Here is a 15,156-nt window from a genome sequence, read left to right as displayed (position 1 = left end):
AACCCGTTGTATTGCGATCAGAACCAGAGACGGATACCGGCCACCACGCTGCCTTCTTCAGTCTTGCCGCCAGCGTTACGGGTAAAGTCAGCGGTATCACCGTACTGTTTCTCCCAGTTCACACCGATGTAGGGGGCTATTTCCCGGCGAATCTCGTAGCGTAACCGCAGTCCAGCTTCGATATCCGCCAGACCCTTGCCAACACCAAGCTCGTCGTCCTCCTTGCCATACAGATTCGCCTCAAGGCTGGGAACCAGCACCAGCTTCTGGGTGAACATCAGTTCGTATTCGGCTTCCAGGCGCAGGTTGCTCAGGCCGTCTTCGCCAACGAACAGGTGGGTGTTGACCTCGAACCAGTAGGGAGCGAGTCCCTGCAGGCCGATGCTGCCCCAGTCGCGGTTCGGATCATCAGGTTGCCAGTCGCGCCGTACGCCAAGCTGCCAGTCCCAGTTGGGAGAAAGGGCGCGGCTCCAGGCCAGTCGCGTTTCAGCCCCTTCGGTCGCCGGGTCTTCTTCATCCTCCTCCGGTGCCATGAGCCGCTCGCCCTCGCTGGCAAAGTACAGTTTGTTCAAGTCGCCGCCGTACCAGGCATCCAGCTCCCAGGCCATGACCCTGCCTTCGTCCGCATCTCGGATTTCCAGCTGATCGAGAATGACCTGGCCCACCCACATGGGGTGCTCGCTCATGGCGAGTGCAGTTTGTGTGCTCAAGGTGAGCGCGATGGCAGGGAGTACCTTCTTGATCATATTCATCATGCGCCCTCCCCATGCTGATGGTGATCCATGGCGGGCATGGATTGACTGCCGTCTTTGGCGATCACGCGGACTTCGCGGAACATGCCCGCATCCATGTGATAGAGCAGGTGGCAGTGATAGGCCCATCGACCTAGCGCGTCGGCACGCACCAGGTAGCTGAGCTTCTCGCCGGGCTTCACAGTGATGGTGTGCTTGCGCAGCAGCTTGCCATCCCCCAGTTCCAGATCGCTCCACAGGCCATGCAGGTGAATGGGGTGGGTCATCATGGTGTCGTTGACCAGCGTGATGCGCACCCGTTCGTTGTGGTACAGCTCCAGGGGTTGGGCATCGGCAAAGGGAATGCCGTTGAAGCTCCACATGTAGCGGCTCATGTTGCCGGTCAGGTGCAGTACAATTTCTCGATCCGGATGGAGGCTGTCCGGTGGTCCGCCGGCGGTTTCCATATCCGCATAGGTGAGCACTTTCCAGTCGCGGTCGCGCAGGCCAATGCCGGGGTCGGCGAGCATCTCGCCGGGGGCCATGGCGCGCATGTCCACACCGGGGCCGAATTCGCTGGGCAGATGCTCGGTCGCACTGTCTCTTGGTGCCAGATCCGGGTTGGCCGGATCCATGGCAAAGGGTACGGCCATGCCGTTGTGTTGCATGCCTTCATGACTCATGGCGTTGTGGTCCATGCTGCTCATGTCATGGTCCATGGTGCTGTGGTCCATGTCGCCCATGTCATGGTTCATGGTTCCGTGATCCATGCTTCCCATACCCATTTCGGTATGGCCTAGCAGGGGCGGCTCATCCATGGCCGGGACTTCGGCGGTGTAGGCCGGGTCCGGGGTGAGGGTGCCACGGGCAAAACCGGAGCGGTCGATGCTCTGGGCAAACAGGGTGTAGGCGCGGTCGTCTTTGGGCGCCACGATCACGTCCAGGGTTTCGGCCACGCCAAGCCGGACCTCATGGAAATCCACTGGCTTCACCGGCTGCCCGTCCATGGCCACCACGGTCATGTCGAGGCCGGGAATACGGATATCAAAGAAAGTCATGGCGCTGGCGTTGATGAAGCGCAGCTTGATCCGTTCACCGGGATTGAACTGACAGGTCCAGTTGCCGTTGGGGCTCTGGCCATTCATCAGGTAGGTATAGGTGTAGCCGGTGACATCGGCCAGATCGCGGTCGCTCATGCGCATGGTGTTCCACATGTGCCGGTCCTTGAGCGTTTTCAGAACACCTTTCTCGCGGAAGTCGCGCAGGGTATCGAACACGGTGCGTTCGTTGAAATTGTAGTAATGGCTGACCTTCTTGAGCGTGGCGTAAATATGCTTCGGGTCTTCATCGCTCCAGTCCGACAGCATGATGACCTGTTCGCGGTCAAAGGGCTGAGGGTCCGGTGTTTTCGGATCGATGATGATTGAGCCGTAAAGACCTGTTTGCTCCTGAAAGCCCGAGTGGCTGTGGTACCAGTAGGTGCCGCTTTGCACGATGGGAAACTGATAAGTAAAGGTTTCGCCGGGCTTGATGCCATCAAAGGACAAGCCGGGCACGCCATCCATCTGGAATGGCAACAACAGGCCATGCCAGTGAATGGAACTGGTTTCTGGTAGCAGGTTGGTGACCTTGATGGTGACGGTGTCGCCCTCGCGCCAGCGCAAGGTTGGGCCGGGCACGATGCCATTGATGGTGGTGGCCTGACGGGGCTTACCGGTGATGTTCACGTCGGCGCCGCCCAGTGTCAGGTGGAAGGTGTCACCGCTGATCACCGGTGCGCCAGTATGTCCCTGAGTCGCCAGCAGTTGCCGAGGGCTGAGGCTCAGCCCCAGGCCGGCGGCACCCAGCGCCAGTCCCTGCACGAAACGTCGCCGCGGCAGGGAAAACGGATGTGGGGTGTTCATGGTCTGTCTCCTGATTGTTTGAGTGGGTAAGGCGGTCTCAAACAGTCAGGGACGGGGGGCGGAACGGTAACCGGTGAATGCCCGGTGACAGATCAATCACCGCCTCCGGCAAGTAGTGGCGGACGGGGCGATCGTTGGACGAAATAAAGCGGGTGAAGGTAATGGCGCTGGCCTGGCAAAGTGTCACGCACTGACAGGCTTCACCATCGGGGCAGTGGTTGCTATCGACATCAGCGGAGGGCATGTCGGCCATGGCCGTGTTGTGGTGATGGCAGTGGTCCATGGCGCTGATGCCGGAGCCATCGGCGGCCATGGCGCTGCTTTGCACGGCCGCGGCGGTGCCTGTCACCAGCATCAGGCCGGTGAGCAACAGGGCCAGCAGGGCCGATATGTATTTGCGCCACACACGTTTCATATCGTCATTATCAACCTGGGGGCTACCCCATGGTCAAGGCCGGTAGTGAGGTGTCAGCTGTCAGGGCCTGAACGGCAACGCTGCAGGCAATCACCACCAGCAGGACGGCGGTGCCCCGTTCCACCCAGTGGTGGTGCTCGCGAAGCCAGGGCAGAAAGCGGCTGCGGCCCAGCATCATGGCCACCAGCACATACCAGCCACCATCAATCAGCATGGAGGTCAGGACCATCTGTGTCCGTGCCACGAGGCTCATGTCGGCGGAGAGAAATTGGCTGAACAGGGCCAGGAAGAACAGCGCCACCTTGGGGTTGAGGAAGGCCACCATAAAACCGTCCCAGGCGGCACCGTGGAGCTGCTTGAACTGACTGTCCGGGTCAGGCGGGGGAAGTGGGTGGCGACCGGCCTGCCAGCTTTTCCAGGCCATCCATAGCAGGAAGACCGCCCCGACCAGCGAAAAGCCGGTTTCCAGCATGGGATAACGGTGAAACAGCACGGCCATGCCGGTGACCGTGGCCGCCGCCCAGATGCCGATACCCAGGGCATGTGTGATGCCGGCCAAGGCCCCGGCGCGGTGTCCGCCGTGGAGAGTATGCCGGGTAATCACCGCCAGGCTGATCCCCGGCGTCATGGCCCCCAAGGCGCAGATGCTGGCGAGCAGTAGCCAGTCATGAAGAGGAAGCATTCAGGGTCTCGTTACACGCAAAGGGAGCCACTGTAGCGGGTTGGTGTGACAGGTTGAAGGGCAGGAAAGGCGAGTTTCGAGTAACGAGTTTCGAAAACCGATTGGGGTCTTCGCGACTCATTACTCGCCACTCGAGACTGTACTTATTGATTCCCGGGGTGGTGGCTGAATACGGCCATGCCGTCTTCATCGAACAGCAGTACGTCATAGGCATCCACCCGGTCGCCCATTTCCATGCCGGGTGAGCCTACCGGCATGCCAGGTACGGTAAGGCCCTTGCCTTGAGGCCGTTCGGCGAGCAAGCGATCCACATCACTGGCCGGGACATGACCTTCAATCACGTAGCCATCAATAAAGGCGGTGTGGCAGGAGCCTCCGCCGGGGAGGATGCCGGCCTTTTCCTTGATTGGCTGCATGTTGTCGGTTTCGTGCACTTTCACGGTGTAGCCGTTTTCCTTCATGTGATCGACCCAGGCGCCGCAGCAGCCACAGGTGGGTGATTTATACACTTCCAGTATTTTGCTGCTGGCAGTCGACTGGGTTGTGGGTGTTTCAGTCGCATTGGTTTCCGGCTTTGCGGGTGCATCTTCACCACAGGCAACGATCAGCAGGGCAGATAAAATAATCAGTATCTTTTTCACGTTAAGGCCTCATTCGTGTTGGCGTGTTGCGTTCAGTCTACAATCAATCTGCCCTGATACATCTGCATCTGACAGGTAAAACGGTATTCGCCCTTGGGCGGGTTTTGCAGCGTAACGGTTGTGACCTTGCCGCTGTCCAGAAATTCACTCACACCCAGTCCGTGGAAGATCACCTGCTCTGCACAGGGTGAGGGATCCTGGCGGTCAAAATGCAAGGTCAGTGTTTGGCCGGCGCGGGCATGAAGAGTGGGAGGATCATAGACGCCATTTTTCACTATCACGGATGCTTCGCTTACCGTTGCGTCCTGTTTGCGTTGGCGACCTCCGGCCTGAGACAGCCAGAACCAGCTAATGATCAGGGCGATTAATAGCAGGCCTGCGAGGTTGATCAATGCTGTCATGGTTGATCCTCCGGTTTGTGTGCGGTAACGACCAGACCGGTTTTATGCATGATTTCACCCAGAACGCTGATGCTGTCTTCTTTGAAGTACTTCAGCTCTGGTTGCACAAAGCCTGCGGCTTCCAGTGCCTGCAACAAATCCGGACCTTCGTAGGTTAGAAAACCATGCTGAAAAACTGCCAGGCTTGACATGCTTTTTCGGTCTCTCAAGCCCAGGCAAAGCTGTCCGCCCGGCGCCATGTGTTGCCAAATTGCTTTCAGGGCGGGTGCCAGTGGTTGCCAAAAATACACCACATTCACCGCCACAATCGCGTGGAAATAATTGTCGGGCAGCGGGGCCTCAACAATATCTCCTTGAATAAAACGCACCTTCGGCTGCGATTCATGCATGGCCTGTGCGGCCTTTACCATGTCTTCGGAAAGATCCAGTCCGGTGTAATCAAGATCGTCTACTTGCGCAAGCAAGGTCGGCAAATGCCCGGCACTTCCGGGGCCAATTTCAAGCACCCGGTCGCCACCTTGCAGCGATAATGCCGCATAAGTGTTGGCAATAATCGGTTGGTTGCTGGCGTTCATGTTGGCCGCTACTTCCGCTCCCTCTTCCCCATGAGGGTGGCGTAACTGTGCCGCGAGTTGTTCTGGCGTCATGATGGATCTCGATGAGGTTTGAAAAGTCGAAGACGATTGGCATTGGTGACCACCGTAACTGAGCTAAGCGACATGGCTGCTCCGGCTATCACCGGGCTGAGCAGACTACCAGTAAAGGGGTAAAGCACCCCGGCGGCTACCGGTACTCCCAGGCTGTTGTAAATAAAGGCACCAAACAGGTTCTGTTTGATGTTGCGCACCGTGGCACTGGAGATTTCCATGGCATCTGCGACGCCATGCAGGGAACCCCCCATCAGCGTAATGGAAGCAGACTCAATCGCCACATCGGTACCGGTGCCGATGGCAAAACCCACATCGGCCTGGGCCAGGGCCGGAGCATCATTGATACCGTCACCGACCATCGCCACGATGCGCCCTTGTTGTTGTAACGCCTTGACCTTGTTTGCCTTGTCTTCCGGCAAGACTTCGGCCATGACTTCATCGACCCCGGCTTCTGCGGCGATGGCATCAGCGCTGGCCTGGATGTCGCCGGTGATCATGATGACCTTCATGCCCGCCTCGCGCAGCCGGGCGATGGCCTCGCGGGAATCCGCCTTGATGCGATCTGCCACGCCGATGATGCCAAGCAGTGTTCCCTCGCTGGCGAGGAACAGTGGAGTGGCGCCTTTTTGGGTCAACGAATCACTGCTCAGGGAAACGTTGATTCCTTCGCTTTCCAGCCAGCGTTGGTTGCCCAGTCGGTAGCGTTGACCGTTCACTATCGCGGTAACGCCTTTGCCATTAATGGCTTCAAACCGGGTTGCTTCTGAAAGCGTCAGGTCACGACGTTCAGCTTCGCGTAGCACGGCCATGGCAAGCGGGTGTTCAGAGCCGTTCTCGAGGCTTGCCGCGAGTTGCAACAGCGTGTTTTCCTGCTGGCCGTCAGCGCAAAGAATAGCAATGACGGCCGGTTTGCCTTCGGTAATAGTGCCGGTCTTGTCCAGCACAATGGTGTCCAGCTTGCTGCTGGTCTGCAGCGCTTCGCCTTGGCGAATCAGAATGCCATGTTCTGCCGCCTTGCCGACGCCAACCATCACCGACATGGGAGTGGCGAGCCCCAGTGCGCAAGGGCAGGCGATGATCAGCACGGTGGTGGCGCTGATAAGCATATGGGTGAGACGTGGCTCGGGGCCAAAGTTGAACCAGGCCAGCGCAGAGATTACCGCGATGATCATGATAGTGGGCACGAACACGGCGGACACCTGGTCTGCCAGCCGGCCAATGGGCGGCTTGCTGCCCTGAGCCTTTTTTACCAGTGCCACGATCTGGGACAGGGCTGTGTCCTTGCCTACCGCTGTGGCCCGGTAGATCAGGGTGCCAGCTTGATTAATGGTGCCGGCACTGACCTTGTCACCCACGCTTTTTTCCACTGGCATGGGTTCGCCGGTAAGCATGGACTCGTCGATGCGGCTTTCTCCCTCCTGCACCTCGCCATCCACGGCAATCTTTTCACCAGGCCGGACTCGCACGTGGTCACCGGTTTGCACCTGTTCAACGGGAATGTCCAGTTCTTCCCTTTGTTGGTTTGGGCCATCGCGGATGACGCGAGCGGTTTTTGCACCCAGGTCCAATAGCCGCTTCACGGCCGCACTGGTTTTGCCTCGTGCCCGTACTTCCAGCGCCTGGCCAAGATTGATCAGACCGATGATCATGGCGCTGGCTTCAAAATAGACATGACGTGCAGCCTCAGGAAGGACGCCGGGCACAATGACAACGACGATGGAATATAACCATGCGGCCCCTGTGCCGAGGGCAATCAGCGTGTCCATGTTGGCGTTATGATTGCGAAAGGCTTTCCATGCCCCGATAAAGAAATGCCGTCCGGCAGTGGCGAGAACGCCTAATGTGAGCAGTCCGATAGCCAACCAGATCCACTGGGAAGGCTGGCCAGGGCGAACCATCATGTCGCCACCGAGCAGGCCCCAGGCCATGAGAGGGACACCTAACCCCAGCCCCAGCCACATATGCTTGAGTAGCTGCCGATAGTGGGCCTGCTCGAGGGCTTCTTGCTCGCTACCATCATCTTCAGGTTGCATCTCGCTGGCACCATAGCCTGCCGCCTCCACCGCCTTGATCAGCGTGGTCGCGTTGGCAGTGCCTGATATCCGGGCGGTGCGGTCGGCGAAATTCATCTCGGCCTGTTTCACGCCGCGGGTGCTTCGTAGCGCTTGCTCAATAGTCCGGACGCAGCTTGCACAGGTGGCGCCGGTAATATTCAGTGAGATGTCCTGCATGGAGCGATCCGCATTTGGATTCTCGTGCGAATCTGCAGCCGGTATGTCACTGTGCTGCTCAGCTGGGGCATAGCCGGCCTCGGCGATAGCATCTTGCAATGCCGCTTCGGAAAGCGCACTACTTCCGGATACATGGGCCTGTTGATGTTCCAGATCCACCTGCACATCGTCGACGCCGGGCACGGCAGTCAATGCACTGGATATTTTTCGAGCACAGCCCTTGCAGGTGGCCCCTGATATAGGCAACTGGTAGCTTGCCATCTACGCCTCCTTTTCTACGCAGACAGATTCCATGCGGTTCATCACAGATTGTGAAACTTGAGGGTAACCCCCAGGTCAAGGGCGTGTTATAACTCTGCCCGCATCTTTGAAAAACTTTAATAAATCTCTGGGGTTCCAGAGTGGCCGCACAGATTGTTTGTCAGGGAAAGGGTTACACTGGCGCAGTCTTGAAAGCCGTTTAATTTTGATTGAGGACGACTTTATTATGTTGAAAAAAACATTGCTTGTGTCTGGTATTGCTCTCGCTATCACCGCTCCTGCCATGGCAGAGCAGCGTACGTCTGCTGTCCGTGATAACGGTTTTTCTTACAACTATGGTCAGCTGGCCTACGATCAGTGGGAATTTGATGACGAGTGGGATGTAGATGTACTGACCGCAGAGGGTGCGTTTGAGCTGGACGAGCACCTGTTCCTGCGCGGTGGCCTGTCTTTCTACGACGGTGATTTTGGTCCGGGTGACCTGGATGGCAAGCAGATCTACGCCGGTGTGGGTTTCCACACTCCGCTGCAGGACAAGCTGGACTTCGTGGGTTCCGCTGACATCATTTATGATGATCAGGAATATGATTACCGCGTTTGTAGCTTCGGCGTTTGTGCAGAAGATAGCGCTAGCGATGATGAAATCGGCTTTGAACTGCGTGGTGGTGTCCGCGCGGCCGTCGCTGACAAGGTAGAGCTGGAAGGTGGCCTGTCTTACTACGACCTGTATGACGATGACATCACTCTGTACGCCCAGGGCTTGTTTAAAGCGACTGCGGCTGTAGACGTGGGCGCACGCCTGCTGTTCGGTGGTGATCGTGAGTCCATCGGCGTATTCGGTCGCTACAACTTCTAAGCGGTCGAGCCTGATGAAAAAAGCCCGCCGGGGAAACCCGGCGGGCTTTTTTTGTGTTCGTTTGGGGGTAGCCGGAAAGCGAGAGGTTATGCCGCAGACAAAGACTTCCTGACCTGCATTGGCTTGGGGTGCCGTGGGAGTGGGGGTTCGGCCACGATGCTCAGTAGCACTTGGTTAGGGCTTTCGCGGCGGAACCGCCGCTCCCACAGGGCCGGCACGAGGTTTGAGGGGCTGGGCGTGCGCTGTTGGCGGCGATTGGCCGATGGTGATTTATTCGGACGTGCGCCCCTGCCATTCCTCAATCGGTTTCCAGCCCTTATTTTTGCTGGAGGTGATCGCCTCCATAATGCCGGGCTGGACGTCCTCCCAGGCACTAACCACCGATTCCGGCAAGTTCTGCAGAGCGTTCAACTGAATGTCGCTGAGAGTCTTACGGATGGTATTGGGGATGACCAGCTCGCTGTCGTTGTCGGTACTGCTGATCAGTTGCTGGCGGCGCTCAAGCATGGCGCTGAGTGCACAGTCCAGATCACTGCTAACCAGAGAGACCTCTGTAGCGAATGTGCGGTAGTCGGCCAGGATCTGTTCACCCGCCAGTTTCAGGTAGGTGAGTCGGCGAGGTGCCTGTTGCGCTTCTTCCTGGAAAAAGGCCAGGGGCTTGGCCGTTTCGCTGGTGCCATTGAGTACCACCAGCATGGCGGCAAAGCCGAGGCTCGCTTCGGCTGAGTCGGTGGCGCCATGCTGAATGCGCAGGTTCTTGCGGTTCAATTCCAGATAGGGATCGCTGATCAGGCCGGATTCCGGCCATTCCGGCATGGAGTCAATGTAGCCGGGGTAAAGAGGCCAGGTATCCATGCGTGCCAGGATAGCCTGCTGCTTCAGCTGGCAGGCCCGGGCATTGAGGAGTGGCGCCTGCTCGGTAAAGCGATGGTACCAATCAGCGAGCGACTGACGCAGCGCGGCCAGGTTTTTTTCGTCCTTGTTCTGCTCGAGGTTGACCAGCGCCTGTTGCCAATGGGCTGCCGCCTGCTCGAACTGCTCAAGGCTTTGCTGTTGCCAGTCAGTCACGATAATGCCCGTCTCGATGGGGGCTTCGGCATGGGTTTCGGGCTCCGGTGCCTCGCTGGTATCACAGGCAGCCAGGGCCAGAGGAAGCAGGGCAGTGAACAGGACGCGAACGGGTTTTTTCATGAGACTTCTCATATCCGCTGTCATTAGCGCAGGCTGATCACTTGCCAGCCCCGTTCCCGGGCTTCACGGTCCAGGGTGGCGTCCGGGTCTACGGCTACCGGGTTGTCGACCTGCTCCAGTAGCGGCAGATCGTTGTGGGAATCACTGTAGAACCAGCTGCCTTCGAGGGTTTCGTTGTGCGCCTTCAACCAATCATGCAGCCGCGTGACCTTGCCTTCCCGGTAGCTGGGGATGCCTGCGATATCACCGGTGTAGCGTTCTTTTTTGCATTCGGCAACAGTAGCGATGAGATGATCCACCCCCAGTCTGTCAGCCAGTGGGGCGGTGACAAAGTCGTTAGTGGCAGTGATGATCATCAGGGTATGTCCCTGATCGCGGTGTTGTTGAAGCAGGGCTTCGGCTTTGGGAAGCCACATGCTGTCCAGCTTTTCAGCCAGAAATTGTTCGCGCCAGAAATGCAGCTGGGCCATGTCGTTGTCTGCCAGCACTTTCAGGGAAAAGCGCAGGTACGCAAGGATGTCGAGCCGACCATTCTGATAATCCACATAGAATTGGTCATTGGTCTCTTTGTAGTGCTCGGCATCAACAATGCCTTTCTCAACCAGCCAGTCTCCCCACAGATGGTCGGAGTCGCAACCGATCAAGGTGTTATCAAGATCAAAAATGGCAAGTGTCATGGCCCCTCCTCAGCTAAGCCGCCTAGTTTAGGGGATGCGAGTGACAAGTCATAGCGCGCAAAAGGTACGGAAGTTGCAGCGAGAACTGGATTCGGGAATTGATTGCAGGTTGCCGGACAAGGTTTAATGGGACGACCATGCCTGAATCTACGCCGTGCTGTGGAGGCACTTTAACCCTATGAAGGATAGGGGTTTTCAGGCTCTGGGCTGCAAAGCCACTATCGCGCAGGAGCGCAGCCCCTGCTTCAGAGAGATCATGACAGGCATTATTGATGAAAAAGGGTTCCGGCTGAATGTTGGAATCATCATTGCCGGCGAGGATGGCCGGGTATTTTGGGGTCGGCGGGTCGGCAATCGTGATGCCTGGCAGTTTCCCCAGGGGGGCATGATGCCCGGTGAAACGCCGGAAGAAACCCTGTTTCGGGAACTGGAAGAAGAGGTTGGTCTGCGTGCAGAACATGTGGAAATTATTGCCTCAACGGAAGGGTGGCTGACGTACCGTTTGCCGCGTCGCTTTTTGCGCCGCCCTCGTAATCGACCCCATTGCATTGGCCAGCGGCAGAAATGGTTTTTGCTCAAACTCACCGCCAGTGAGGAATCCATCGATCTTTTCGCCAGTGAAACGCCGGAATTCAAAGCCTGGCGCTGGGTGAATTACTGGTACCCGATTCGCAAGGTGGTGCACTTCAAGCGGGGCGTGTATGCCCGTGCTCTCAGAGAGCTGGCGCCTGCGTTGAAAAAAGAAGTCGGTACGCTGTCGGTGAAGACGGCCAACCGTCCAGGAGGGGCTAACGATGCTTGATACCCTGCGACGCATTGTTCAGGAAGTGAATAATGCGGAGGACATTCGTGACGCCCTGGATCTCATGGCCAAGCGGGTGCGCGACGCCATGGGGACAGAAGTGTGCTCCATCTATCTTCGTGATGAAGAAGATCAGCGTTACGTGTTAATGGCTTCGGAGGGCCTTAAGCGTGAGGCGGTGGGACATGTCAGCCTGGGGTTGTCGGAAGGTTTGATTGGCCAGGTGGGGCTCCGGGAAGAGCCGGTTAACCTGGAAGATGCTTTCAGCCATCCCAAATTTCTCTATCTTGCCGAAACCGGTGAAGACCCTTTCCATGCTTTCCTGGGTGTGCCAGTGATGCACCATGGCAAGGTGCTCGGTGTGATGGTGGTGCAGCAGCGGGATGTGCGCCGTTTCGACCAGAGTGAAGAGGCCTTTCTGGTTACCATCTCAGCGCAGCTCTCGGCAGTGATTGCGCATGCCCATGCTTCCGGCGTGTTGTTTGCCCAACTGGAAGCCAGCGATGCTTCCTTGCCCAGCTTCTACGATGGTTTGCCGGGCTGCCCTGGCGCGGCGATTGGTTATGGGGTGCTACTGTTTCCTGAAGCGGATCTGGCCTCGGTGCCAGATCGTCAGGTGGATGATGTGGGGGCTGAAATCGCCCGACTGGATGATGCACTGGTCAGAACCCGGCAGGAAGTACGGGATCTGGCTGAGCGCGCCTCCAAATCACTGGGTACCGAAGAGCAGGCCTTGTTCGATGTCTACCTGCGCATGCTGGATCGCCACGCGCTGCCGGCAGAAGTGATCGCCCAGATTCGTGAGGGGCAGTGGGCACAGGGGGCGTTGCGCAATGTGGTCGATCAGCATGTGCGCAATTTCGAAATGATGGATGACCCCTATCTGCGTGAGCGTGCGGCAGATGTGCGTGATCTGGGACGTCGGGTGCTGGCGCAACTGCAAAGCCAGACTCGCCGCCATGTGGTCTTCCCCGAAGAATGCATTTTGCTGGGTGAGGATATTTCTGCGCCGATGTTGATGGAGGTGCCACGGGAGCGTGTACGAGGCATCGTGACCACCAGAGGCTCGCGCAACTCACACATGGCCATCGTTGCCCGAGCCATGGGTATTCCCACCGTGGTCGGTGCGCAGAACCTTCCGCTCAAACAGATGGATGACAAGGAAATCATCGTGGATGGTTTCCGTGGGCGGGTAGTGGCCAATGCCTCTCTGGAGCTGAAGGCGCAGTTCGAAGAGATCATCCGTGAAGAGGCCTCGCTGCAGGCCGGACTGGAAAAGCTGCGGGATCTGCCAGCAGAAACCGAGGATGGTCAACGTATCCAGCTTCAGGTGAACACGGGCCTGATGACGGATATCACGCGCTCTCTGGAGCGTGGTGCGGAAGGAGTAGGCCTGTACCGCACCGAGATTCCTTTCATGGTGCGAGATCGTTTCCCTTCTGAAGAAGAGCAGCGAGTAATCTACCGTGAGCAGCTGGCCGCCTTTGCGCCGCATCCGGTCACCATGCGGACGCTGGATGTGGGCGGCGACAAGTCGCTCAGTTATTTCCCCATTGAAGAAGACAACCCTTTCCTGGGTTGGCGCGGCATTCGCGTGACTCTGGATCACCCGGAAATTTTCATGGTGCAGGTACGCGCCATGCTCAAGGCCAGTGAAGGCCACAATAATCTGCGCATCATGTTGCCTATGGTAACCAGTGTGACCGAGGTGGAGGATGCCCAGCATTTCATTCACCGCGCCTGGCTGGAAGTGCGTGAAGAAGGGGTGGATATCCCCATGCCGGAAGTGGGGGTAATGATCGAAGTGCCTGCCTCTGTATATCAGGCGCGGGCGCTGGCTCAGCGGGTGGACTTTTTTTCCATCGGTACCAATGATCTGACTCAGTATTTGTTGGCGGTGGATCGCAACAACAGACAGGTCGCGTCACTCTATAACTCTTATCATCCAGCGGTGCTGCATGCGATTTTGCATGTAGTGGAACAGGCGCGGGAAGAAGGCAAGAAGGTGTCGGTGTGCGGGGAAATGGCAGGTGAGCCCGCTGCGGCCTTGTTACTGATGGCCATGGGGGTGGATGCGTTGTCCATGAATGCCTCCAACCTGCTCAAGGTGAAGGCGGCGATTCGCCAGGTGAAGATGTGCTTTATCCGCAAGCTGCTCAGTGAAGTGCTGGCAATGGATAATGCGGAGGTCATCTCGGCCTATGTGGATCTTCAGCTGGACAAGGCGGGCCTGGGTGAGCTGCTGCGTAACCGCAAGGCCATCGGCTGATCATGCGGAAGCTGCTGTTGGGTGGACTTGCGGTGTTGGGGCTGCTGGCGGTGTTGGTGGGGCGCACGCTGATGGTGGCTGCACCGGAAATGCGGGCGGTACCCCTGCCGTCGCTGTCTCCCTCTCAGGATCAGGCTGCGATGGTGGCGCGGCTCTCCCGTTCCATCACCTTTCCTACGGTCAGCGGCAACGATGAGGCCTTTGTGGCATTTCATGCCTTTCTTCGTGAGTCCTTTCCGCTGGTTCATGAGGTTCTGTCGCTAAAGACCTTTGATCATAGCTTGCTGTTCCACTGGGATAGTGGCAACAGCTGCAAACCCACCCTGTTACTGGCCCATCAGGACGTGGTGCCTGTATCGTCTCCGGCAGACTGGAAGCACCCGCCGTTTTCCGGCGCAGAGGACGACGGCTATATCTGGGGGCGGGGCACCATGGACGACAAGGTCAGCGTCATGGCCATTCTGGAGGCAGTGGAAGGCATGCTGGCGGCAGGTGAGCAACCGTCCTGTGATGTATGGCTGGCCTTTGGTCATGATGAAGAAACCGGCGGTATGCATGGTGCGGCCAGGATGGCGGCATGGTTGTTGTCTCGGGGTCTGCAGTTTGAGTTGGTGCTCGACGAGGGCGGTATGATCCTGCCTGGCAGCACCCTCGGCATCCGGGAGCCGGTGGCACTGATCGGCATCGCTGAAAAGGGCTATCTCAGCGTGCAGCTGCGTGCCTATGGCGAGCCAGGACACTCCTCCCGGCCGCCGGTAAGAACGGCAATTGGCGAATTGGCATCGGCCATACAGGTTCTCGAGTCCAGTCCTCGCCCGGCTTCTCTGGGGGTGCCTACCCGACAGATGCTGGAGCAGGTGGCACCGTGGCAACCATTCGGCAAACGGTTGGTGTTCGCCAATCTTTGGTTGTTCAAACCTCTGGTGCTGCAGCAGCTGGCCAGTAAGCCGGAAACCAATGCAATGATTCGTACTACTCTGGCACCGACCATGTTGAATGCCGGGGTAAAGGACAATGTGTTGCCGGGGGTGGCTCAGGCCGTGATTAACTTCCGGTTGCTGCCGGGTGAGCGCAGTGAGGATATTCTGGCCTGGCTCAATGACACCTTGCCCCCCAGCGTAAAAGTGAAGGTGCACGAGGGGTTCTTCTCTGAAGCTTCAGACGTTTCACCTACGGATTCGGATGCTTACCAGCGGGTCGCAGCCCTTGCGGCAGCACTGCCGGGAGAGCCAGTGCCCACGCCATTTCTGCTTATTGCCGGGAGTGATGCGCGCCACTATCAGGCATTGTCCGGGAACGTGTTGCGCTTCCTGCCTGTGTCGCTGCAACGGGAAGATATCGCACGTTTTCATGGCCCTAATGAACGGCTTGCCCGTGATCAGTACGCGCAGATGGTGCGTTTCTATAGCGGTGTCATACAGGCAGTGGAGTCGCCCTTTCACTGA

14 protein-coding genes are annotated in these 15,156 nt (G+C 57.9%); 4 read left to right on the top strand and 10 right to left on the bottom strand.

The window, feature by feature from the left end; genetic code table 11:
- Positions 1-17 precede the first annotated feature (17 nt).
- The 8 genes from Y5S_RS16080 to Y5S_RS16045 all read right to left on the bottom strand — a co-directional run bounded on the left by Y5S_RS16080 (position 18) and on the right by Y5S_RS16045 (position 7,916).
- On the bottom strand, positions 18-755 hold the full coding sequence (locus Y5S_RS16080; protein WP_231552721.1) for a copper resistance protein B: 738 nt from the start codon (positions 753-755) through the stop codon (positions 18-20).
- On the bottom strand, positions 752-2,635 hold the full coding sequence (locus Y5S_RS16075) for a copper resistance system multicopper oxidase (RefSeq protein WP_052041660.1): 1,884 nt from the start codon (positions 2,633-2,635) through the stop codon (positions 752-754). Before Y5S_RS16075 ends, Y5S_RS16080 begins: the two co-directional genes overlap by 4 nt.
- A 37-nt stretch (positions 2,636-2,672) precedes the next feature.
- A complete protein-coding gene (locus Y5S_RS16070) occupies positions 2,673-3,050 on the bottom strand; it encodes a hypothetical protein (RefSeq protein WP_035234472.1) in 378 nt (125 codons plus the stop codon).
- 22 nt (positions 3,051-3,072) lie between these two features.
- Complete coding sequence (locus Y5S_RS16065) at positions 3,073-3,732, bottom strand: LysE family translocator (protein ID WP_052041659.1); 660 nt, start codon at positions 3,730-3,732, stop codon at positions 3,073-3,075.
- A gap of 143 nt (positions 3,733-3,875) precedes the next feature.
- Complete coding sequence (locus tag Y5S_RS16060) at positions 3,876-4,373, bottom strand: DUF411 domain-containing protein (RefSeq protein WP_231552720.1); 498 nt, start codon at positions 4,371-4,373, stop codon at positions 3,876-3,878.
- A gap of 32 nt (positions 4,374-4,405) precedes the next feature.
- The gene (locus Y5S_RS16055) at positions 4,406-4,774 is read right to left on the bottom strand and encodes a cupredoxin domain-containing protein (protein WP_035234471.1); all 369 of its coding nucleotides are present in this window, start codon (positions 4,772-4,774) and stop codon (positions 4,406-4,408) included.
- Positions 4,771-5,421: a class I SAM-dependent methyltransferase gene (locus Y5S_RS16050; RefSeq protein WP_035234469.1), complete on the bottom strand. Its 651-nt coding sequence runs from the start codon at positions 5,419-5,421 to the stop codon at positions 4,771-4,773. The genes Y5S_RS16055 and Y5S_RS16050 overlap by 4 nt, the downstream gene beginning before the upstream one ends.
- Positions 5,418-7,916 carry a heavy metal translocating P-type ATPase gene (locus Y5S_RS16045; protein ID WP_035234467.1) on the bottom strand — a complete coding sequence of 833 codons (2,499 nt, stop codon included), beginning with the start codon at positions 7,914-7,916 and terminating at the stop codon, positions 5,418-5,420. Before Y5S_RS16045 ends, Y5S_RS16050 begins: the two co-directional genes overlap by 4 nt.
- A gap of 226 nt (positions 7,917-8,142) precedes the next feature.
- Between Y5S_RS16045 and Y5S_RS16040 the strand changes: the two genes are divergently transcribed.
- The gene (locus tag Y5S_RS16040; protein ID WP_035234465.1) at positions 8,143-8,772 is read left to right on the top strand and encodes an outer membrane beta-barrel protein; all 630 of its coding nucleotides are present in this window, start codon (positions 8,143-8,145) and stop codon (positions 8,770-8,772) included.
- A gap of 270 nt (positions 8,773-9,042) precedes the next feature.
- Here the strand turns inward: Y5S_RS16040 and Y5S_RS16035 are convergent, their stop codons facing one another.
- A complete protein-coding gene (locus Y5S_RS16035; RefSeq protein WP_052041658.1) occupies positions 9,043-9,963 on the bottom strand; it encodes a hypothetical protein in 921 nt (306 codons plus the stop codon).
- A 23-nt stretch (positions 9,964-9,986) separates the two neighbouring features.
- Complete coding sequence (locus Y5S_RS16030) at positions 9,987-10,640, bottom strand: histidinol-phosphatase (RefSeq protein WP_035234464.1); 654 nt, start codon at positions 10,638-10,640, stop codon at positions 9,987-9,989.
- Between the two features lie 256 nt (positions 10,641-10,896).
- On the opposite strand from Y5S_RS16030, the gene Y5S_RS16025 reads away from it, so the two are divergent.
- Genes Y5S_RS16025 through Y5S_RS16015 form a run of 3 tightly spaced genes read left to right on the top strand, consistent with a single transcriptional unit; the run spans position 10,897 to position 15,156 of the window.
- Complete coding sequence (locus Y5S_RS16025; protein WP_156107821.1) at positions 10,897-11,442, top strand: RNA pyrophosphohydrolase; 546 nt, start codon at positions 10,897-10,899, stop codon at positions 11,440-11,442.
- Positions 11,435-13,711, top strand: a complete 2,277-nt coding sequence (gene ptsP, locus Y5S_RS16020) for a phosphoenolpyruvate--protein phosphotransferase (RefSeq protein WP_035234463.1) — start codon at positions 11,435-11,437, stop codon at positions 13,709-13,711. Before Y5S_RS16025 ends, ptsP begins: the two co-directional genes overlap by 8 nt.
- Positions 13,712-13,713: 2 nt before the next feature.
- The gene (locus Y5S_RS16015) at positions 13,714-15,156 is read left to right on the top strand and encodes a M20/M25/M40 family metallo-hydrolase (protein ID WP_156107815.1); all 1,443 of its coding nucleotides are present in this window, start codon (positions 13,714-13,716) and stop codon (positions 15,154-15,156) included.

The organism is Alcanivorax nanhaiticus (genome assembly GCF_000756665.1).
Taxonomy (GTDB): domain Bacteria; phylum Pseudomonadota; class Gammaproteobacteria; order Pseudomonadales; family Alcanivoracaceae; genus Alcanivorax; species Alcanivorax nanhaiticus.
This window is presented reverse-complemented; position numbering and strand designations above follow the sequence as displayed.

Coding starts and splice junctions, on each gene's coding strand:
- Y5S_RS16080 (WP_231552721.1), bottom strand. CDS start 755: ATGATGAATATGATCAAGAAGGTACTCCCTGCCATCGCGCTCACCTTG.
- Y5S_RS16075 (WP_052041660.1), bottom strand. CDS start 2,635: ATGAACACCCCACATCCGTTTTCCCTGCCGCGGCGACGTTTCGTGCAG.
- Y5S_RS16070 (WP_035234472.1), bottom strand. CDS start 3,050: ATGAAACGTGTGTGGCGCAAATACATATCGGCCCTGCTGGCCCTGTTG.
- Y5S_RS16065 (WP_052041659.1), bottom strand. CDS start 3,732: ATGCTTCCTCTTCATGACTGGCTACTGCTCGCCAGCATCTGCGCCTTG.
- Y5S_RS16055 (WP_035234471.1), bottom strand. CDS start 4,774: ATGACAGCATTGATCAACCTCGCAGGCCTGCTATTAATCGCCCTGATC.
- Y5S_RS16050 (WP_035234469.1), bottom strand. CDS start 5,421: ATGACGCCAGAACAACTCGCGGCACAGTTACGCCACCCTCATGGGGAA.
- Y5S_RS16045 (WP_035234467.1), bottom strand. CDS start 7,916: ATGGCAAGCTACCAGTTGCCTATATCAGGGGCCACCTGCAAGGGCTGT.
- Y5S_RS16040 (WP_035234465.1), top strand. CDS start 8,143: ATGTTGAAAAAAACATTGCTTGTGTCTGGTATTGCTCTCGCTATCACC.
- Y5S_RS16035 (WP_052041658.1), bottom strand. CDS start 9,963: ATGAAAAAACCCGTTCGCGTCCTGTTCACTGCCCTGCTTCCTCTGGCC.
- Y5S_RS16030 (WP_035234464.1), bottom strand. CDS start 10,640: ATGACACTTGCCATTTTTGATCTTGATAACACCTTGATCGGTTGCGAC.
- Y5S_RS16025 (WP_156107821.1), top strand. CDS start 10,897: ATGACAGGCATTATTGATGAAAAAGGGTTCCGGCTGAATGTTGGAATC.
- ptsP (WP_035234463.1), top strand. CDS start 11,435: ATGCTTGATACCCTGCGACGCATTGTTCAGGAAGTGAATAATGCGGAG.
- Y5S_RS16015 (WP_156107815.1), top strand. CDS start 13,714: ATGCGGAAGCTGCTGTTGGGTGGACTTGCGGTGTTGGGGCTGCTGGCG.